Annotated in this window: 16 protein-coding genes; 14 read left to right on the top strand and 2 right to left on the bottom strand. The window is 35.4% G+C overall.

The features are described 5' to 3' along the window. The first annotated feature begins 76 nt into the window (after positions 1-76). The 5 genes from LB888_RS03720 to tkt all read left to right on the top strand — a co-directional run bounded on the left by LB888_RS03720 (position 77) and on the right by tkt (position 6,469). A complete protein-coding gene (locus LB888_RS03720) occupies positions 77-994 on the top strand; it encodes an AraC family transcriptional regulator (RefSeq protein WP_318753670.1) in 918 nt (305 codons plus the stop codon). A 297-nt stretch (positions 995-1,291) separates the two neighbouring features. Continuing rightward, positions 1,292-2,104, top strand: a complete 813-nt coding sequence (locus tag LB888_RS03715) for a hydrolase (protein WP_318753669.1) — start codon at positions 1,292-1,294, stop codon at positions 2,102-2,104. Continuing rightward, positions 2,097-2,711, top strand: a complete 615-nt coding sequence (locus LB888_RS03710) for an NUDIX hydrolase (RefSeq protein WP_318753668.1) — start codon at positions 2,097-2,099, stop codon at positions 2,709-2,711. The genes LB888_RS03715 and LB888_RS03710 overlap by 8 nt, the downstream gene beginning before the upstream one ends. Before the next feature lie 196 nt (positions 2,712-2,907). Further along, the gene (locus LB888_RS03705; protein ID WP_318753667.1) at positions 2,908-4,143 is read left to right on the top strand and encodes a transposase; all 1,236 of its coding nucleotides are present in this window, start codon (positions 2,908-2,910) and stop codon (positions 4,141-4,143) included. 334 nt (positions 4,144-4,477) lie between these two features. Next, the gene (tkt, locus tag LB888_RS03700) at positions 4,478-6,469 is read left to right on the top strand and encodes a transketolase (protein WP_318753666.1); all 1,992 of its coding nucleotides are present in this window, start codon (positions 4,478-4,480) and stop codon (positions 6,467-6,469) included. 122 nt (positions 6,470-6,591) lie between these two features. Here the strand turns inward: tkt and LB888_RS03695 are convergent, their stop codons facing one another. Next, a complete protein-coding gene (locus LB888_RS03695) occupies positions 6,592-7,110 on the bottom strand; it encodes a hypothetical protein (RefSeq protein ID WP_311920785.1) in 519 nt (172 codons plus the stop codon). 168 nt (positions 7,111-7,278) lie between these two features. On the opposite strand from LB888_RS03695, the gene metG reads away from it, so the two are divergent. From metG to LB888_RS03660, 7 genes are all read left to right on the top strand, one after another. After that, a complete protein-coding gene (gene metG / locus LB888_RS03690; RefSeq protein WP_318753665.1) occupies positions 7,279-9,309 on the top strand; it encodes a methionine--tRNA ligase in 2,031 nt (676 codons plus the stop codon). Positions 9,310-9,381: 72 nt separating this feature from the next. Next, positions 9,382-10,161 (top strand): TatD family hydrolase, encoded by a 780-nt coding sequence (locus tag LB888_RS03685; protein ID WP_318753664.1) that lies wholly within the window; start codon positions 9,382-9,384, stop codon positions 10,159-10,161. Continuing rightward, positions 10,161-10,718: a ribonuclease M5 gene (gene rnmV / locus LB888_RS03680; RefSeq protein ID WP_318753663.1), complete on the top strand. Its 558-nt coding sequence runs from the start codon at positions 10,161-10,163 to the stop codon at positions 10,716-10,718. The genes LB888_RS03685 and rnmV overlap by 1 nt, the downstream gene beginning before the upstream one ends. Continuing rightward, positions 10,715-11,587 (top strand): 16S rRNA (adenine(1518)-N(6)/adenine(1519)-N(6))-dimethyltransferase RsmA, encoded by an 873-nt coding sequence (gene rsmA, locus LB888_RS03675; RefSeq protein WP_318753662.1) that lies wholly within the window; start codon positions 10,715-10,717, stop codon positions 11,585-11,587. The genes rnmV and rsmA overlap by 4 nt, the downstream gene beginning before the upstream one ends. Before the next feature lie 575 nt (positions 11,588-12,162). Beyond that, positions 12,163-12,396, top strand: coding sequence for a Veg family protein (locus LB888_RS03670; protein ID WP_066125893.1), 234 nt, complete (start codon positions 12,163-12,165; stop codon positions 12,394-12,396). A gap of 257 nt (positions 12,397-12,653) precedes the next feature. Next, positions 12,654-15,413, top strand: coding sequence for a glycoside hydrolase family 3 protein (locus tag LB888_RS03665; RefSeq protein WP_318753661.1), 2,760 nt, complete (start codon positions 12,654-12,656; stop codon positions 15,411-15,413). A 341-nt stretch (positions 15,414-15,754) separates the two neighbouring features. Then, positions 15,755-18,748, top strand: a complete 2,994-nt coding sequence (locus LB888_RS03660) for a glycoside hydrolase family 3 N-terminal domain-containing protein (RefSeq protein ID WP_318753660.1) — start codon at positions 15,755-15,757, stop codon at positions 18,746-18,748. Positions 18,749-19,145: 397 nt separating this feature from the next. Here LB888_RS03660 and LB888_RS03655 read toward each other — a convergent pair whose 3' ends face one another. After that, positions 19,146-19,817, bottom strand: coding sequence for a potassium channel family protein (locus tag LB888_RS03655; RefSeq protein ID WP_276934692.1), 672 nt, complete (start codon positions 19,815-19,817; stop codon positions 19,146-19,148). 98 nt (positions 19,818-19,915) lie between these two features. Here LB888_RS03655 and rlmH point away from each other — a divergent pair, with 98 nt between their 5' ends. Both rlmH and LB888_RS03645 read left to right on the top strand, forming a co-directional pair. After that, positions 19,916-20,395 (top strand): 23S rRNA (pseudouridine(1915)-N(3))-methyltransferase RlmH, encoded by a 480-nt coding sequence (gene rlmH / locus LB888_RS03650; protein ID WP_318753659.1) that lies wholly within the window; start codon positions 19,916-19,918, stop codon positions 20,393-20,395. 14 nt (positions 20,396-20,409) lie between these two features. Beyond that, positions 20,410-21,075, top strand: coding sequence for a DNA alkylation repair protein (locus LB888_RS03645; RefSeq protein ID WP_318753658.1), 666 nt, complete (start codon positions 20,410-20,412; stop codon positions 21,073-21,075). Positions 21,076-21,345: the final 270 nt, after the last annotated feature.

Genomic DNA, 21,345 nt, shown 5'->3' with positions numbered 1-21,345 from the left:
ATTGCAATCAAGACTATCGACCACCGCAAAGACTATCAAAATTAAAATAAGTGCTAGAAAATAAGGAGTAGAGCATATGATCGATCATCCTATCACACCATTAGAAAAGAGTATTCAATCCATTACTCATTCAGATAATGTCGTTAGTTACGATTTATATGACGGTATCAAGCTGGCTTTTATGACTTTAACAGGTGATCAGCGAACTGATATTCATGAGCCTTTAGACCATATATTAGAAATCAATTATTGTTATAAAGGGCGAATGGGGTGGAAAATGAATGATGGTAAAAGCTTTTATTTAGGCGAACATGATTTTTCAATCCATACAATGGATTGTTGTGCTCGTTCAACCATTACTTTGCCCAATGAATATTATGAAGGGCTGACAATTTATATTGATTTGGACCGTCTTTCAAATAATCCACCGGCACTATTAAAAAATACCGGTATCACTGGCACTGCTTTATTAGATAAATTTTGTCAAAATGATGGTTTTTCAGCTTTAATCGGGAATCAGGACAGTGATGCTATCTTTTCGGCATTTTATGATCAACCTGAAGCTTTACAATTCGTCTATTGGCGACTTAAAGTTATCGAGCTCCTATTATATTTGAGTAAATTTCCGATGGAGCGTCAACATCGCTTAACAGAATATCAGTCTGAGCAAGTAGAAGTTATCCGTAATATTCACCAGTATTTATTAGATAACTTGCATCAGCGCATTACTATTGAGGAACTGGCCAGTCAATTTTTAATTAATCCAACGACATTAAAATCAGTATTTAAGGCCGTTTATGGAACATCGATTGCTTCGCATATTTCGGAACATCGCATGCAAGCAGCCGCTCGCTTATTAACTGAAACACCAAAAAGTATTAAAGAAATTGCAAATGCAGTTGGTTATGAGAGTCAGAGTAAATTCTCAAAAGTCTTCAAGGAATATTATGATGTCATACCTACCGAGTATCGCAACTTACATACCCAACATTAATCTTAGAAATAAGCTATTTGCTATTACGATTAATACTAAAAACTTTATTCGAACAGGCACCCTCAGTTTTTGATGTCCGTAGCACATTAATGAAGCGACCAAGATTGGTTGATGGTGCTATTGGTCTATTTAAGAAAGTGACAATAGGACTATAGAAGGACTAAAATAAGTTAGGGATGTAAGTCTATCTTACAAGCACGAATCAGCTTCTTTTCGCAAAAAGTTTTTCTTTGCATTGAATCTTTAAAATCCGTATACTTTATTTGTATCAAAATTTTTGTAAAGCGAGGTATCCAAATGACGAATGAAACAAACGATATGAACAAAAAGAATTTTAATCAATATAATATTACTCATTATGAATCAATTAGAACGGAGTTAGATAATGATAATCAATCAGTTGTCATCATAAATGATGTTGAGGTACCTAATCGGAAAAATATACCGGCATTCCAATCTAAATTGCGTTCTAGAATTGTTGAGGTACCTGAGGAAATTTATGAAGCATCAGGTATCTTGATTTTTGGTAAGAGAATTAAATCGTTACTATTTTCTACCGATGTTGCCATTATTCGTAATTCTAATGCACAATCGGTTATTGCTGTTTATCCTTTTACGCCTCAAACGACGATTATGCAATCAATTATTGATGTTTCTTCGGTACCAGTTTTTGTTGGGGTTGGTGGAGGAACCACCACTGGTTTAAGAAGTGTTAATTTGGCCTTTCAAGCGGAACAATTGGGAGCCTATGGCGTTGTTGTGAATGCTCCGATGGAGAACGAAGTGATTTCTCAAATTAGAGAACACATTGATATTCCATTGATTGCAACCATTTCGAGTTTTCAAGATGATTTTAAAGGTAAATTAGCAGCGGGTGCTACGATGTTCAACATTTCAGGTGGTGCTAAGACGGTTGAGTTAGTAAAACATATACGTCAAGAAGTTGGACCAGATGTCCCGATTATTGCAACTGGTGGACCAACTGGTGAACTAGTAAAAGCAACGATTAGAGCTGGCGCCAATGCTATTACATATACACCGCCTACTTCTGCAGAAATTTTTGCAGAGTTAATGAAACGTTACCGGGAGGGGCAAAAAGCGCATGACTAACTGGTTAGAGTGGGCGAGAGAACTTCATGCTTTGGCTCAATCAGGTTTGTATTATACGAAAGATATATATGATGAAGAGCGTTATAAACGGATTAAAGAAATGTCTCATCAGATGATGTCGGAATTAGCCAATACTAGTCCTCAAGTGATAGCGGAATTAAGATTAGAAGATTCTGGATATCAGACACCTAAGATCGACACACGTGGAGCAGTTTGGAAAGATGACCAAATATTATTAGTACAAGAAAAGGATGGACTATGGGCTTTGCCCGGTGGTTGGATGGATGTGACGGAGACTATCAGTTCTAATGTATTAAAGGAAATTTATGAAGAGTCAGGTATGGAAGCTGAAGTTGTTAAATTAGTTTCACTTCAAGATCGTAATCTTCATAATCCAGGCCAGAATCCATATACGATTGTCAAAGTTTTTGTGGAATGCCTATATAAAGCGGGCTCTTTTAAAGAAAACTCAGAAACAATTGCAGCGAAATTTTTCTCAGTTGATGAGTTGCCTGAATTAATGGTAAATAAAACATCAAAGGAACAAATACTTTTATGTTATCAAGCACGCCAACAAGGCAAAAACTGGCAAGTGACTTTTGATTAATAGAGAATGTTTGTTTTAATTGTTCATTTAATCATATCGTTTTCATTTACAAGCTGTCAGCTAAGGAAACCTCGGTATTAATACCTAGGAGGAATTAGCGAAATTGACAGCTCTTTTTGTTGATTTTACTAGGTTATCGTTAATGTTTTCACTAATATAGTTGGTATAATGTATTTAAGAGAAATGAGGTGACAAGATGCTGTTAACGAAAACGATTAAAGTGCAATTATACCCAAGTGCTAGTGATATTAAAAAATTCGAAGAAACCCAACAACAGTTTTTAAACGCTTGTAATTTTGTTTCGACATATATCTTTGACCATGACTTTGAATTAGGTCAAACGACTTTACATAACGCCTTGTATCATCAGATACGTCAAGATTTTGGACTGCAATCGCAAATGGCCCAGTCCGTGATGCGTACGGTAATCGCGAGATATAAGACCGTGAAAACACAGTTTAAACAAAAACCTAAGCGTTATAAAGATATCCATACAGGTAAATATCATACGCTATATAAAGACCTTTACCATTTAACGAAACCCCTAGGGTTTAAGCGACCAGTCGCTGTGTTCGTACGTAATCGTAACTACACTTATCATCAAGATGACACCTATTCACTGACGACTAATCAAGGACGAATTAAAGTGTCTTGTGATAAGCAACATATCGCTTATCTTCAACAATTTAGCCAGAATGATTACAAGTTCGGTCAAGCTGAATTACTCTGTCGTAAGGGTAAGTGGTTCTTACACGTGTCCGCAAGTAAAGAGATAGACAACCCAGCTGAAGCTAATATTCAACGGATTGTAGGCATTGACCGTGGTTTAAGACAGATACTAACGATTGCGGATGATACAGCTCATACTACCTTCTATTCGGGTAAAAGCTTGATACAGAAAAGACGGCATTTTAAGAAATTGCGCCAGTCCTTACAAGCGAAGAACACCAAATCAAGTCGTAGACGCCTTAAAACAATTGAAAGACGAGAGAACCGCTGGATGAATGATGTGAACCATCAATTATCAAAGACACTCGTTGACCGATACGGGGCCAATACCTTGTTTGTGGTGGAAGATCTTACGAACGTTACTTTTAACACGACTCATCACCGTAAGCAAGATGCACGGTATGAACACCATTCTTGGCGATTCTTCGATTTTGAAGAAAAGATAATGTATAAAGCTTTAGAAAGTGGTTCGCAAGTTTTAAAAGTATCCGCACAATTTACGTCCCAACGTTGTCCAAAATGCGAATCAATTGATAAAGCTAATAGACAACAAGATAAGCACTTGTTCACTTGTCAGAATTGTGGGTATCAATCAAATGATGACCGTGTGGCAGCTACCAATATTAAAGAATTGGGTCACCGATATCTGTCGAGTGAGAAAAACCCACGGTTTGAAAAAGTTGTGCCAATACAAAATTATTAAACATAAAACAATATTCAGTAAGTGTCTACAGACTGCTTATTGATGGGGTGCCAGTCAACCATCCCTTAATGTCTTTAAACGGTTGGAGATATGACATCGTTTGTACAACCACCATGTTTAGGACAAACTCTCTGTTTTAACAGGGAGTAGTTGATATTAATAAAAACGAACATATAAAGTTTTAATATTGGAACATTAAAAATGGAAATAAACCGCTATTATTTGTATAATGTAGACAATATGAGCCGTCTTGTTTATCAATATTAATTTTATAGTTAATAAATTTATATACAGATGGTATAATATAAGTATCAATTTAGGAGGTTATGACTGTATGAATTACCAATTATCTATTAATACACTTCGTGCTTTGAGCATCGAACAAATTGAAGCGGCTAACTCTGGGCACCCAGGCTTACCTATGGGAGCTGCTCCAATGGCTTATGCATTATGGACAAAGCATTTAAATATTACGCCAACTGAACCAAAATGGGTGAACCGTGATCGTTTTGTTCTATCTGCTGGTCATGGCTCTGCTTTACTTTACAGTTTATTACATGTTGCTGGTTTTGATGTAACGATTGAAGATTTAAAACAATTCCGTCAATTAGGTAGTAAAACACCTGGACATCCTGAAGTAGGACATACGCAAGGGGTTGAAGCGACAACGGGTCCATTAGGACAAGGGATTGCACAAGCAGTAGGGATGGCTTTAGCAGAAACTCATACTGCTGCGATTTTTAATACTGAACAACATAAATTAATCGATCATTACACTTACGCTTTAGTCGGTGATGGTGACTTAATGGAAGGTATTTCTTATGAAGCTATTTCATTTGCAGGAAGACAAAAACTAGATAAATTAATTGTCTTATATGATTCAAATGATATTTCATTAGACGGTGATTTAAACATGGCGTTTAATGAGGACATTAAGAAACGTTTTGAATCACAAAATTGGCATTATCTACGTGTCGAAGATGGTAATGACGTGGATGCGATTTCTAAAGCAATTGAAGAAGCGAAAGCTCATACCCAAGCGCCTACAATTATCGAGATTAAAACGGTTATTGGATACGGTTCACCATTACAAGGGACATCAAAAGTCCATGGAGCACCATTAGGATCCGCTGATTGGGCGACTACTAAAGAATATTATGGATGGGAAAATGAAGCATTTACGGTACCAGAAGAAGCAGCAGCTGATTTTAAATTAAATATCCAAGAACGTGGTTTAAATGCTTACGAGGAATGGAATAAAGTATTTGAAGATTATAAAGCAAGTAATCCTGAAAAAGCAGCTGAATTTGAGGCAGCCTTTAATGGTGAATTACCAGAAGGCTTTGAAACAACTTTAGAATATGTGGAGTATGGTAGTAAAGCAGATGCGACGCGTAATTCCAATGGTCGTGTTATTCAAAAATTATCAGAAGCGATTCCTTATTTCTGGGGAGGTTCTGCTGATTTATCTGGTTCAAACAAAACAATGGTAAGTGCTGAAACTGATTTTATGCCGGAAAACCGTGCCGGTCGTAATATTTGGTTTGGTGTTCGAGAGTTTGCAATGGCAGCTATTATGAATGGCGTACAATTACATGGTGGCACACGTGTTTATGGAGGAACGTTCTTTGTCTTTACTGACTACTTAAAAGCAGCGGTAAGATTATCAGCTATCTCTAATATTCCGGTTACTTATGTCATGACCCATGATTCCATTGCGGTGGGAGAAGATGGGCCAACTCATGAACCAATTGAACAATTAGCAGCCTTTAGAGCATTACCGAACTTAAATACAATTCGTCCAGCTGATGAAAATGAAACAATTGCAGCATGGAAGATTGCGGTAGAATCTAAAGACCGCCCAACGATGTTAGTACTAACTCGTCAAAATGTTCCAGTATTAGACGTTGATAGTAAAACTTTAGAAGCAGGCGTTCGTAAAGGCGCTTATGTGGTATCACCAGCTAAAGGTGATGTGCCAAGTGGTATCTTATTAGCAAGTGGATCTGAAGTAAGTTTAGCTGTTGAAGCTCAAAAAGCGTTAGCTGAAAAAGGACATGATGTTTCAGTCGTTTCGATGCCAGCGATGAATTTATTTGATGAACAATCAAAAGAATATCGTGAAACGGTTTTACCTAATGCTGTACGTAATCGATTATCGATTGAAATGGGAGCAACATTCGGATGGGCAAAATATGTCGGCTTAGATGGTGTTACCATCGGAATTGATCGCTTCGGATCATCTGGAAAAGGTGAAGAAGTAGTGGCTGATTATGGCTTTACAGTAGAAAATATTGTCGAACAATACTTAGCAGCCTTTAATTAATCTCTAGTAAGTTAAAAAAGCGTCGGTCTTTTACGACCAGGCGCTTTTTTGACTTATTTTAAGTTTTTTTAAACCTTAATCAAGATTTCAGGAAATTAGTTGAGAGTGTGTCAATAAAAAACTTAACGAGATGTCAGTTTTGATTCAATTAGTTCGGCAAAGGGATTTTCCGTTTTACTAAAAGTTTTATAAAAGTTAAATTGAAGTTCATCTTGTTTTAGTGAAAAAACAGAAGGTTCTTGGACGTTTTCAATTTGAAGTTGGAAAGTTTCATCGGATAAGTTTTCTGGAAAAACAACAAAATCTATTTCTTGTGCGGCTAATTGAACTGTTAATACTTGAAATTGCTCCATCGAATAAAAGTTATTCAAATCGATAGCGACGGGTTCTTCGAATTGATCATTCAATTGTGATTTTATACCCTCTAATGTTTGCTCAGAAATCGGGACATCACTTACTAAGCGAATGGTTAAGTCCGGTTCTTCTTTAAATAAGATACTGAATGCTATACTAATTATAAACATTAAAATAATCGCAATCGAAATAATCCATTCTTTATAAGCATAAAGTAAATAGCTAATTTTTTCTTTTGGTGTTTCCAGTTTATCTAAATTTTCTTGAATAATTGGACGATGTTTCATATTGGGACTCCTTTAGCTTCAATAAGCATAGTGTAACATAAAAACAGAAGATTATTAAGCGTTTTACATGATGTAAATATTAAAGCTTTATTCGTAGTATTGTTTCACAAAAAGTGGCGTTGTGCTATAATATGAAAGAATGATAAAAATAGAAAGGGGCACTCATCTGTGACCAATCAAACAAAACCAACTTACTATATTACAACACCTATTTATTATCCAAGTGGAAATTTACATATCGGAAATGCTTATTCAACCTTAGCTTGTGATGCGATGGCACGTTACAAACGTCTAATGGGATATGATGTCTATTTCTTAACCGGAACTGACGAACACGGACAAAAAATTGAAACAAAAGCTGCTGACTTAGGTCAAACTCCAAAGGCTTATGTCGATGAAATGGCTGAGCGTATTAAAAAATTATGGCAAGATTTAGAGATTAGCAATGATGGCTTTATCCGTACAACTGATGATTATCATGAAAAAGCGGTACAACAAATTTTTGAACAATTATTAGCACAAGATGATATTTATTTGGGCGAATATGAAGGTTGGTATTCTGTTAGTGATGAAGAATACTTTACAGAAAGTCAATTGATAGAAGTTTATCGTGATGAAAATGGTAAGATGATTGGTGGTAAAGCTCCAAGTGGACATGATGTAGAATTAGTCAAAGAAGAATCGTATTTTTTCCGTATGAGTAAATATGCGGATCGTTTATTAGAATATTATGAATCACATCCGGACTTTATTACACCTGAATTTCGTAAGAATGAAATGATTAATAACTTCATTAAACCTGGTTTAGAGGATTTAGCTGTTTCTCGAACTACGTTTTCATGGGGAGTACCTGTAAAATCTAATCCTAAACACGTGGTGTATGTTTGGATTGACGCATTGACAAACTATATTACAGCGCTTGGTTATGGTAGTGAAAACACAGAAAATTACGATAAATTCTGGCCGGCTGATGTGCATGTGATTGGAAAAGACATTAGTCGTTTCCATATGATTTATTGGCCAACTATGTTAATGGCATTAGGATTACCTTTACCTAAAAAAGTTTATGCTCATGGTTGGTTGCTAATGAAAGATGGCAAAATGTCTAAATCCAAAGGCAATACCATTTATCCTGGACAATTAATTGAGCGTTACGGATTAGATGCGACTCGTTTTTATTTATTGCGTGAAATGAGTCAAGGTAATGATGCTATCTTTACGCCAGAAGATTTTGTAAACCGAGTAAACTTTGAATTAGCAAATGATTTAGGTAACTTATTAAATCGAACCATCGCGATGATGAATAAGTACTTCGGTGGTCAAATTCCAACCACAGAATTAGTTGCCAATGACGTCGATGCAATTTTCGAAAACTTTGTGGAAGCAGAAATTAAAGCTTATCATCAAAGTATGGATTCAATGAGCTTTAACTCAGCGCTAGACCATGTCATGAAAATCGTTTCACGTGCGAATAAATACATCGATGAAACTACCCCTTGGGTTTTAGCCAAAGATGAAGCGTATGTAGGTCAATTGCGTTCCGTTATGAATCACTTAGCTGAAGTATTACGTATTGTCGGACATTTACTAAGACCGTTTATGACCCAAGCACCATCAAAAATCTTTGAACAATTAGGATTAACTCAAGAATTAGAACAAGATTTACAAACTGTTAAATGGGGCGACTTACCAGAGAATGCTCAAGTAATTAAAAAAGGTGAGCCTATTTTCCCACGTTTAGAAGTTGAAGAAGAAGTTCAATATATTAAGAACTTAATGACAGGTGGCAATGAGACTGCTTCAGAGAATCCAACAGTGGATGATCCAACATGGAACCCTGAAGAGACTGAATTAGTTCATGAAGAAGTGGCGAATATTGAATTTGATCAATTTATTCAAGTTGAAATGAAAGTAGCTGAAGTCATCGATGTGGCTCCTGTTAAGGGTTCTAATAAATTATTGAGATTCCGATTAGATGCAGGAGACAAAGGTCATCGTCAAATCTTATCCGGGATTGCTAAATATTATCCTGAATATCAAAATTTAGTTGGTAAAAAAGTTACGATTGTAGCGAATTTAAAACCACGTAAAATGATGGGATATGTGAGTCAAGGAATGATTTTATCAGCAGAAAACCAAGGAAAATTAAGCTTATTATTTGCACCAGATGATGCTCCGAATGGCGCATTAATCGGGTAAGCATAAACCGAGTGTGAACCCGAAAAGTATACGTTGCTTTTCGGGTTTAGTTATCAAAAGAAAGGATTCAAAATGAAATTATTTGACACCCATACCCACTTGAATGCTAATCAATTTGATGGGATAGAAGCCGAAATCATTGAAAATGCGAAACAACAACATGTTGAGTATATGGCGGTAGTTGGTTTTGATGAACCGACCATCCACAAAAGCCTGGCTTTAAGTAATCAACATTCTAATATTTTAAGTGTAGTAGGCTGCCATCCAACTGAAGCGGGAAATTATAATCCTGAATTTGAAAGAAAATTAGAAGAATGGTTGACCTTGCCGAAGGTTAAAATGCTTGGTGAAATAGGATTAGATTATTATTGGATGAGTGACGCAAAAGAGGTGCAAGAGAAGGTCTTTAGAAGACAAATTGCCATCGCTAAAGAACATAATCTGCCAATTACCATCCATAACCGCGATGCCACCGAAGATACTTATAAAATACTGAAAGAAGAAGGTATCCCCAAAGCTGGGGGAATCATGCATAGTTTTGGTGGCAATGCAGAAGAAGCAGAACAATTTTTAGACTTAGGGATGCATATCAGTTTTAGTGGCGTTCTAACTTTTAAAAAAGCCAATGAAGTAAGAGAAGCAGCTTTAGTCGTTCCAGAAGACCGATTATTAATTGAAACGGATGCCCCTTATTTAGCTCCAATGCCATATCGCGGGAAACGTAATGAACCAGCGTATGTATATTTTGTAGCAGAACAAATGGCTCAAGTAAAAGGCTGGTCGATTGAAAAAGTGGCCGAAGTAACAACCCGTAATGCGTTTAAACTATTCAGATGGGAGCCAGAAGCATAATGGTACCAAATGAAGTCATCATTGTTGAAGGTCGTGATGATACCAAACGATTGGTAGAAACATTTGGTTCAAACATAAAAACGATCGAGACGAATGGTTCAGCTGTTAGCCGTAAAACTCAAGAACAAATTAAAGCGGCAAGTGAAAAATTTGACATCATTATCTTTACGGACCCTGACTACCAAGGAGAACGAATCCGGAAAATTGTCACTCAAATTGTCCCACAGGCCAAACAAGCTTATCTGACCCAAGAAGAAGCCGACAGTGGTAAAAATGGCGCCAGCTTAGGCATTGAACATGCACAACCAGATGCCATCAAGAAAGCTTTATCGAATTTAATAAGTCCACAAATAGAAAATTTGGTGTCAATACCGATGATTGAATTGGTAAAATTAAGGTTGATCGGACACAAAGATGCCAAATCCCGTAGAAAAATAGTCAGTGAGCATTTTAGATTAGGCCATCTCAATGGTAAGCAATTGCAAAAAAAATTAAGTCAATATAACATTACCTTAGAACAAATCCAAGCTGTATTATATGAAAAGGAGTCATTATGAGAGAGTTTCGTCCTATCGCAACCCCGACCCGAACGGTTGATATTATGCGTCGTTATGATATCAAAATGAAAAAAAGTTTAGGTCAGAATTTTTTGATTGAACCCCAAATTTTAGATAAAATGATTGAAACTGGTCAAATCGATCACCATACAACTGTGGTAGAAATAGGACCAGGAATTGGAGCTCTTACTGAATTTTTAGCTAGAAATGCTAAAGAAGTGATTGCCTTCGAAATTGATTCACGATTTGTTGAAATATTAAAAGATACTTTAAGTGATTATGATAATGTCACGATTCATCATCAAGATATTTTAAAAGTGAATTTCAACGACCCAATCTATCAAAATCTACATGATGCTGAGCGACTAGTAGTTGTGGCTAATTTGCCATATTATATTACGACCCCGATTATTATGAATTTAATCGAAAGCAACTTAAAATTTGATCAATTAGTGATGATGATGCAAAAAGAAGTAGCCGAAAGAATGACAGCTACTGTTAATACAAAATCATACAACTCATTGACCTTAGCTATACAAAATACGATGGATGCGAAAATAGCCTTTATTGTACCTAAAAGTGTGTTTATTCCACAACCCAATGTCGATTCCGCTGTCTTAAGCTTAACGAGATTAGAGCACCCCATTGCTGAAGTTGATAATTTAGAAAAGTTTCATCATTTAATTCAGACTTGTTTTGTTCAAAGAAGAAAAACAATCTGGAATAATTTAAGAAATGCTGCAAAAGATTTGGGCTTAAGTGTAGAGCAACTGGAGACGGCTTTAGATGAAGCTCATATTGAAAAGGCACGTCGAGCGGAGTCCTTAACCTTAGAGGACTATCAACGATTATACAATGCAATCTATTAAACACTCGCTATTTTCAATACAGAGCTTTGAACGAACTAAACAGTCTTTTGAAAGAAGGAAGACGGCTCAGGAGTAACAGTATTCTTACTTAGATTATGATTAAGGGACTGGGCAATAGGTAGAAGAACGATTGAATTTCGCTTTTTTTGTCCAACCCTCGCATAGTTGAGTAGGTCTCAAACAGTTCCTTAAGACGCAGTGTGATGCTGCTCAACTCCTGAGCTGTTAATTAACGATCAACAACTAGATTGAATTTATTAAGTTGATGACCAGACTTGTTAAGACGCAGTATGATGCCACTCAGCTTCTGCGTCATAAAACAAACAGAATTTTTAAAGATTTGCCCTTTCCGATCCTCACCTCTTTGGCAGAACTCTAGATAGAATAGAGATTCACTACAGCCACGACCCCTTATGTTCTAGTTTATGTAAAACATATTTTTGACAATTCTCGACAAATTTAGGCAAAAAAGTAAGGAGAAATTTTTAAAATTTGCTTGCCATGATATATATGTTATGTTAAAATTGATTATTTATCTAAAATATGTTATAATGGTTTGTGAAGGGGTTGAGACAATGCCAAAAGATTTAGTTGAAATCAAGTCACTTTTAGATGAAAACTTAGGTGAAGAAATCATCGTCACCGTCCAAATGGGCCGTAAGAAAAAACGCGAGCGTCGTGGCGTTTTGAGGGAGACTTATCGTTCAGTATTTGTCGTAGATTTAGACCAAGATGATAATAATATCGATCGTGTGTCTTATAGTTACAGTGATGTATTAACACACTCGATTGATGTTGAGTTTGTATAATCATATAATGTAAATGCGCTTATCCGGAAGGGTAGGCGTTTTTTTTACTTTTCGACAGCAGTAAATGTTACATTAAATTCAAAAACGACTTGTAAAAAGAAGAGTTGAATTTTTATAAGAATATCATATTGAGCGAATTTGCTGAAAATATGACCGATTATGAAGTCGTTTATACAAGTTATGAATGCGCTATTTATTTGAGAAAGAAATCATATTATATTAAATATATAAGGATTTTGTATAAGGAGGAAAAAGGGATGAGTGTAGAAAATGTTACAAAATATTTGGCAATTGGTATTACAATATTGTCCGTCATACTATTAGGTTACTATTTCTTTGTTGCAAAAAAGAGTAATGGGAAAGTATTAAAAAATAATAAGGTGTTTGCTGTGATAGTACCTTTATTCTTAGTATTGCTTTCCGTTGCTAACATTGCTGTTAATTCCTTTAGTAATGTTATTAGTCTTTATCTTTCAAGTGGACCATCAGACACTGAAGCTTTAGAATTAGCACAAAAAGCTTCAAAAGATTTGGTAAGCAAAATTCAAGGTGAGGGAACAGTTTTATTAGAAAATAAAAATAATAGCTTACCTCTTGCAAAAGGTACCAAAATTAATGTATTTGGAATTGGTTCGGTAGCTACTACTTATGGTGGTTCTGGATCTGGAGCATCTGACGAATCAAATAATATCACAATTTATCAAGGGTTAGAGGAAGCTGGATTTGAATTAAATCCCGATTTAGTATCTTTTTATGAATCTAATAAACCAAAAAAAGATGAACAAAATAACTTCAATTTAACTGGAGGAGATTATAACATTCATGAACTCTCTTCAGTAACTAGAGAAATGATGGATTCTGCTTTAGATTACTCAGACACTGCTATTGTAGTATACTCTCGAAACGGTGGTGAGGGTGGTGACTTACCGATGGATATGGCAGAGTTTCAAAATGGTGATGAAGGAAAGTCATACCTTGAATTACAAGATATAGAGTTGAATTTACTTGAAAAAGTAAAATTAGCAGGATTTAAAAATGTCATTGTATTGATTAATTCAAGTAATGCAATGGAGTTAGGTTTTTTAAATGATGAAGAAGTAACGGCTGCTTTATGGATTGGTGGGCCTGGGTCAACTGGTAATAGAGCGATAGGTCAAATTTTAAATGGTACAATTAATCCTTCTGGAAGATTGGCGGACACTTATGCATACGATTTATCGACTGCACCAGCTTATTATAACGCCGGTGACTTTGCTTATTTAAACGGAAAACATGAATTAGGACCAAAAACAGATTATTTTAAATTTTTAAATTATTCTGAAGGTATTTATGTCGGTTACCGATTTTATGAAACTCGTTTCGTAGATAATGAAACGGGAGAGATTGATGAAGAAAAATATAAAGATTTCGTCCAATATCCATTCGGTTACGGATTATCTTATACTACATTCGAACAATCAATTGAAAACTCAGAAGTAAAAGATGGAAAAGTAAACGTAAAAGTTAAAGTTAAAAATACTGGTGATGTAGCCGGAAAAGAAGTGGTACAAGTTTATTATACAGCGCCATATTATGAGGGTGGAATCGAAAAGTCTCATGTGGTATTAGGGAACTTTGGTAAAACATCTTTATTAGAACCGGGTAAAGAAGAAACGGTCGAAATTAGTTTTAATGTTGATGATATGGCTTCATATGATTATATGGATACAAAATCTTATGTATTAGAAAAAGGTCAATATGAAATAAAATTAATGAATAATGCTCATGATGTGATTGATGCCTTTATTTATGATCAAGCTGAAACAGTTGTATTTAATGAAGAACCTCGTTCGGGTGATGAGATTGTAGCTACTAATCAGTTTGATGATGCAAGAGGTGATATCAACTTTGTAAGTCGTTCAGATTGGGAAGGAACTTTACCAAGAGAAAGAACTAATCACCGTGATGCATCAGAAGAACAATTGGATATCTTTACAAATCCTGATATCGAAGCTAAAGATGAAGGAGACGATATTGTTTTCGCTGATCATGGTTTAACAGTAGAAGATCTTATTGGAAAAGATTATAATGACCCAATTTGGGATCAATTGCTAGAACAACTGTCGATAGAAGATATGGTTAAATTAATTGGTTATGGTGGTTTTGCGACTCAAGGAATAGATTCAATTAAATTACCTGCAACAGTTAACTCAGATGGTCCAGCGGGAATTAATAATATTCTTACAGGCGTTTCAGGAATTCAGTTTACTTCAGGAGTTGTAATTGCTTCTACATGGAATCAACAATTAGCTCAAGAAATAGGTACAACGATGTCAGATGAAGCGAAAGCAATCGGTACAGTTGGACTCTACGCACCGGGTAACAATATTCATCGTACACCATTTTCTGGACGTAACTTTGAATATTACTCAGAAGATCCAGTATTAACAGGGAAAATTTCAGCGGCAACTGTTAAGGCGGCGAAAGATAATGGTGTGTTTATGTACATCAAGCATTTTGCTTTAAATGATCAAGAAACTAACCGCTTAGGAGTGGCAGTTTGGACTAATGAACAAGCAATTCGAGAGTTATACTTAAAAGCATTTGAGTTACCAGTTAAAGAAGGAGAGTCCACTGGTATTATGTCATCATATAACCGTATTGGTACTAGATGGACTGGTGGAGATGATCGCTTATTAAATACTATATTACGCGATGAATGGGGATTCAAAGGGACAGTTATTACAGACTATAATAATCGTTGGTTTATGGATCCTACACAAGCGATATTAAATGGTGGCGATTTAATGTTAACACCGGTTGGTAAGGAACCAACAGCAGCGACTAAGACAATAGAAGGTCGTCAAGCATTAAGAAAAGCATCGAAAAATATCATTTACACGGTAGTTAACTCTGCTGCAGTTGAAAATTATGATAAGAGCTTCCCAATGTGGTTATCACTTTGGATTGGAGCTAATGCAATTTTCTTAGTATTGATTGCATTATGGATTAAAGCGAAAGATAAGAAAGCAAAGTAACATATTTTATAATTAGAGAGAAAAAGTAGAAAGTTTATTTAATTTACTTCGTCTTCCTCATTTACGAACAGCTGAGTCGGTATAAAATAAATCTGAAAAAATCTATTTTATACCACTCATTAGCTGTGTCATTATGTAATTAAAAATATAAATTTATGATTATTTGTAATTAGTAAAGCTAGATAACCAAAAATGAAATAGTTTCGACCATTATTGAAAACGTTCTAAAAAAATATGTAGTTTTATATTAAGATGGATTTAAAGAAAAAGTTTGAATACGAGGAGGGAGTATTAAGGTTTATTTTAAAGTTGCATTGCTTATTTTAGAAAGAGGGGTAAAAATGGAATTTAATTTAAATAAAAAATTATTAAGAAATGCCTTGTTGCTATCAGCGTCATTAGTCTTAGCAGCTTGTTCTTCAGAAGGAACAGAAAACACAACATCTACTACAAGTGATACACAAGTTGAAACAACAGTAGCTGAATCGAAAGATCCATACGCTGAAACGGATAAAGAAGAGTCAAAAGACCCATACGCTGAAACGGATAAAGAAGAGTCAAAAGACCCATATGCCGAAGCAGATAAAGAAGAGTCTAAAGATCCATATGCCGAAGCAGATAAAGAAGAATCGAAAGATCCATACGCTGAAGCGGATAAAGGCGAGTCGAAAGATCCATATGCCGAAGCAGATAAGGAAGAAGCCAAAGACCCATATGCCGAAGCAGATAAGGAAGAACCCAAAGATCCATATGCCGAAGCAGATAAGGAAGAAGCCAACGATCCATATGCCGAAGCAGATAAAGAAGAAGCCAAAGATCCGTATGCTGAAGCGGATAAGGAAGAAGCCAAAGATCCGTATGCTGAAGCGGACAAGGAAGAATCGAAAGATCCATATGCCGAAGCAGATAAAGAAGAAGCCAAAGATCCGTATGCTGAAGCAGATAAAGAAGAATCAAACGATCCATACGCCGAAGCGGACAAGGAAGAAACTGTTGAGTATGACTTTGAATACAAAGAAGTTACGGATGGAACAACAAAATTTGGAGTTGTAGAAAATCCTCAAGATGGTCCTACAATCAGTTTCTCTTTAGAAAGTGGTATTAAGATTATAACTGAGGAAGTCGATGGTGAAACATATTACTTTAAAGATCTAAATGGTAATGGTAAGTTAGACCTATTTGAGGATTGGCGTGAAGATTCAGAAGTACGTGCAGAAGCACTATCAGAGGTAATGTCTATCAATCAGATTGCTGGTTTAATGTTATTTAGTGGTCATGAACGTGATCAATCAGCAGGTTTAACTGACGACCAAAAAGATTATATTGAAAATGATTATTTAAGAAATATTTTACATGCTGGTCCAAATGATGTAGAAGCATCAGTGAAGTGGACAAATCAATTACAAGCATTTGCGGAAGGATTAGGAACTGAAGAAGAACCAATTATTCCAATTAATATTAGTTCAGATCCACGTAGTACTGCGACTTCAGGCATTTATAATGCTGAAGGAGAAGATATTTCACGTTGGCCATCAAACTTAGGTTTGGCTTCAACATTTGATGTTAAACATATGCAAGAATTTGCTAAAATGTCTTCAGCTGAATATCGTGCTTTAGGTATTACAATGGCATTAGGCCCACAAATTGATTTAGCAACAGAACCACGTTGGTTACGTGTTAATGGTACCTTTGGTGAAAGTTTAGCATTAGCAACGGACTTTACTCAAGCTTATGCTAATTTCTCACAATCAACATTTGCAGATGATGGGTCCGATTTAGGATGGGGATTAGATTCTGTTCCTGTTATGATAAAGCATGCACCTGGTGATGGAGCGGGAGAAGGTGGACGTGAATCACACTTATTCCAAGGTCAATATGCGGTTTTCCCTGGTGGAAACTTTGATCAGCATTTAGAATTATTTGTTAAAGGCGGCTTGAATTTAGAAGGTAAAACAGGTTCAGCTGCTGCTATGATGACAAACTATTCAATTATGGTTGATAAAGATGGTAAACCATTATTTGGAGATAAATTATTAGGAACAGCATATAATAGCGAGATCATAAATATCTTCCGTAAAGACAATAATTATGATGGCTTACTAGTTACTGACTGGGGAGTAACTCGTTATGATGCAGAAAATATCCGTTCAATGGGTACTGCATGGGGGGCAGAAGACTTAACCTTAGAACAACGCCACTTTGAAATTATTAAAGCTGGTATGGACATGTTTGGTGGTAATAACGCAGTCGCTCCAGTATTAGAAGCTTATAAACTTTGGGATGAAGCAAACAAAGCTGGAGAATTGGAGCAAACAGCAGAAGAACGCTTCAGAGAAAGTGGAAGACGAATTGTAAACAACATGTTTAACTTGGGATTATTTGAAAATCCATATTTAGATTTAGAACAGTCAAAAACAATTGTTGCTAGTGAGGAGAAAGTAGAAGCAGGATATCAAGCGCAGTTAGACTCTGTCGTAATGGTTAAGAATAAAGATAATGTTATCAAAGCGGCTTCAGAAGACCGTAAAGAATATAAAGATATGACTGTTTATATTCCAGCAACTATTCAACATCCATTTGATAGTTTATTTGGTCCTGCTGAACAAATTAATACACCAACAATGAACATTGAAGCAGCAGAACAAATCTTCGGTAAAGTTATTACGGACGAAGAAATTAAGAATGAAGAAGGTGTCGTAACAGGTTATAAACAACCAGATTCATTAGAAGATGTGGATATGGTGATTGTAGGTATGACAAGCCCTAATAATGGACATAATTTCTCATTTGCTGGGGTTGAAGAGGATAACAAGACATATTATCCATTATCTTTACAATACCGTCCATATACAGCCGATGGAGAAAATGTACGTAAGGAATCTATTGGTGGCGATATTTTAGAGGATGGATCTAGAGAAAATCGTAGTTATTTCGGTAACACTTCAAAAATTGCCAATGAATATGACTTAGATGCAGTATTAAACGCAGTTGAACTAGTAGAAAAATCAGGTAAAGATATTCCTGTAGTTGTCGCTATGAAAGCAGATAACCCAGTGATTATGTCTGAGTTTGAGGACAAAGTTGATGCGATTGTAGTCGGATTCCAAGTAAGTGACTCAGCACTATTTGATATTATTACTGGAAAACAAGAACCTAAAGGATTACTACCAATTCAATTCCCTGCGGATATGGACACCGTTGAAGCGAACGAAGAAGATGTACCATTTGATTTAACACCATATAAAGATAGTGAAGGTAATGAGTATGATTTTGGTTATGGATTGAATTATAGTGGTGTTATCCAAGACGAAAGAACAGAATTATATAAAAAATAATTCTTAATCAATGCCCTTTTTCTTAACGACAGACCTTTGGTCTGTCGTTTTTATATATTTATGATCAATGTATACCAAAAAAACAATTATAATGATAGTTCAAAAATTAATTATAATTAATTTCACCACATATCCACACACTTATGCACAGAAATCTGTTGATAACTAGATTCCTATGTTGATAAGCTTAGTTTGTAAATAGTAACTATTTCGTTAACATGAAAATAATGATGTATCAAGCTTTAGAAAGGTTTTTAATAATAAAAAGAGTTATGCACAATTTTTGTGCATAACTCCTGTTGATAAGTAAAAAATTCATGCTAAAATGAGCATATCATATATTATTTTTAACATAAAACCTTATGGCTAGTAATAGGAAATATTGATGACTAATAGATTAATTAATACGATCTAAATAATCATGTTCTTCAAATCGATGCGAATCCGTAATCGCAACAAAAATCATTCCTTTTTCAATCGGTGTTTGAATATTTAAAGTTGAAGTCATTTTTGCGCCTTTGTATGGACGATACCCAATGACATTCATGTCGTAGTTTTTTCGTAATTCTAAAGCTAGGATTGATTTGCCTACCCATTTATCTGGAACAGAGAATTCAACGATTGAAGTGTTGTCATCAAGTGATAAAACTTCCCCGATATGGGTTCTCAACAGTTGAGAAGCTAAACGTTTACCTGAATCACGTTCAGGTGAAATAATTTTAGTTGCTCCCAATTCTTTTAAGGCTTGTTCAAAAACTGCACTATGTGCTTTGGCAATAATATGAGGTACGCCTAATCTTTTACAGTGCATGACTGCAAGGACCGCACTTTCCAAATTAGTACCCGTTGCGACAACCACTGCGTCGCAATTAGCGATACCAATATCCTCTAATAAATCATAATCGGTAAAGTCTCCGATGGTGGCCGTTGTGACATCATCGGCTACTAAATCAATGTTATGTTGGTCTTTGTCAACAACAATCACTTCACGGCCAAAACGACCAAGTTGTTTTGCAATAGTTCTTCCAAAGACACCTAATCCTAAAACACCAATAATTGTGGGTTTCAAAATATTTCCTCCATTCAAATGTATCATTCGATAGTATAATGATACAAAATATTTTCAATAAATGCTATGATTATTATGAAAAGATTGAAGGTGATCAAATGAATATTGAAATAATTTGTGTTGGTAAATTAAAAGAAAAATATTTGAAACAGGGTATTGCTGAATATATTAAAAGATTAGGTAATTATGCTCAAGTTAAAATATTCGAAGTACCTGATGAAGCTACTACTGAGTCAATGAGTGATAATGAAATCCAGTTGGTTTTAAACAAGGAAGCTGAAAAGATTAGTGCTCGAATAGATGCGAATCGCAAAGTAATTGTATTAGCAATTGAAGGGAAATTAATAACCTCTGAAGAATTAGCCAATACCTTGGAAAACTATGCGACCTATGGTCATAGTAAAGTGACCTTTATTATTGGTGGGTCTCTTGGACTAGCAGAAGAATTAAAACAACGGGCCGATTTGAGTGTTAGTTTCGGGCGCATTACTTTGCCACATCAATTGATGCGTTTGGTATTAGTTGAACAGATTTATCGGGCTTTTAGAATTATCAATGGACATGCTTATCATAAATAGAAGAGGGAATGAAAATGGAAAACAAAAAACCGTTATCTGAAAATGCACAAATTATTTTAAAGTCAATCGATGATTCCACAAAATTAGGGGATTTACGTAAGATTGCTAAAGAGATAAGAAAAGATCATTTATTAGCAATGGAATTATGGACATCAGCTTTATTTAAACCGAGACAATTAGCCATTTTAATTATGGATAATAAAGAGTTAGATGAAGCAAAAGTAAATTCTTTAGTTGAAGAGATGGCTATTCATGATGAAAATGAACAAACTCAATTAATGGATTGGTTATTTGCTAATCAATTAACGAAATCAAAAAAATTAGTCCAATTGATTGAATCGTGGTGTGAGAGCAAATTGCCTCTTCAACGACGCACCTATTGGTATTATGAGGGGAGACGTCGTTGGATGGGGAAAACTCCACCTGAAAATTCAGGCGAGCTTCTTTCGATTATTGAGCAAACAATTATGGATGAAGAAGCTGTGGTTCAATGGGCCATGAATTTTGTTGCGGGTTGGATTGGTGTTTATGAAGACCAATACCGAGCACGATGTGTTCAACTTGGCGAAGAGACTGAACTTTATAAAGGGATGAAGGTATCAAAAGGTTGTACGCCTAATTACTTACCTGAATTTATTGAAATTGAGTATAACAAGCGACTAGCAAAAGAACAAAAATAAATTTTACTCCCCACTAGAAGTTGTTGAGACCCCAATCCCCTGGAGAAGTTGTTATTCTTATAAATATGGTAGTAACGTTAGTTACGGTATTATTATTACTAACCAAAAAAGTACCGGCACCGTTTATCGTCTTAATGGCCATTTTACTTGGAATATTTTTATAATTTGAATATATTGGAGTGGCCAGATTAGGAAAGCTATATGACTGTTTTCTGTTTGGACAAACTCATTTTTTTATTGCCAATAGGTTAAAGGAGTAATAAAATTATT

This window comes from Globicatella sp. PHS-GS-PNBC-21-1553, from assembly GCF_033564055.1.
In the GTDB taxonomy this organism is placed as follows: domain Bacteria; phylum Bacillota; class Bacilli; order Lactobacillales; family Aerococcaceae; genus Globicatella; species Globicatella sulfidifaciens.
This window is presented reverse-complemented; position numbering and strand designations above follow the sequence as displayed.

Coding starts and splice junctions, on each gene's coding strand:
- LB888_RS03720 (WP_318753670.1), top strand. CDS start 77: ATGATCGATCATCCTATCACACCATTAGAAAAGAGTATTCAATCCATT.
- LB888_RS03715 (WP_318753669.1), top strand. CDS start 1,292: ATGACGAATGAAACAAACGATATGAACAAAAAGAATTTTAATCAATAT.
- LB888_RS03710 (WP_318753668.1), top strand. CDS start 2,097: ATGACTAACTGGTTAGAGTGGGCGAGAGAACTTCATGCTTTGGCTCAA.
- LB888_RS03705 (WP_318753667.1), top strand. CDS start 2,908: ATGCTGTTAACGAAAACGATTAAAGTGCAATTATACCCAAGTGCTAGT.
- tkt (WP_318753666.1), top strand. CDS start 4,478: ATGAATTACCAATTATCTATTAATACACTTCGTGCTTTGAGCATCGAA.
- LB888_RS03695 (WP_311920785.1), bottom strand. CDS start 7,110: ATGAAACATCGTCCAATTATTCAAGAAAATTTAGATAAACTGGAAACA.
- LB888_RS03685 (WP_318753664.1), top strand. CDS start 9,382: ATGAAATTATTTGACACCCATACCCACTTGAATGCTAATCAATTTGAT.
- rnmV (WP_318753663.1), top strand. CDS start 10,161: ATGGTACCAAATGAAGTCATCATTGTTGAAGGTCGTGATGATACCAAA.
- rsmA (WP_318753662.1), top strand. CDS start 10,715: ATGAGAGAGTTTCGTCCTATCGCAACCCCGACCCGAACGGTTGATATT.
- LB888_RS03670 (WP_066125893.1), top strand. CDS start 12,163: ATGCCAAAAGATTTAGTTGAAATCAAGTCACTTTTAGATGAAAACTTA.
- LB888_RS03665 (WP_318753661.1), top strand. CDS start 12,654: ATGAGTGTAGAAAATGTTACAAAATATTTGGCAATTGGTATTACAATA.
- LB888_RS03660 (WP_318753660.1), top strand. CDS start 15,755: ATGGAATTTAATTTAAATAAAAAATTATTAAGAAATGCCTTGTTGCTA.
- rlmH (WP_318753659.1), top strand. CDS start 19,916: ATGAATATTGAAATAATTTGTGTTGGTAAATTAAAAGAAAAATATTTG.
- LB888_RS03645 (WP_318753658.1), top strand. CDS start 20,410: ATGGAAAACAAAAAACCGTTATCTGAAAATGCACAAATTATTTTAAAG.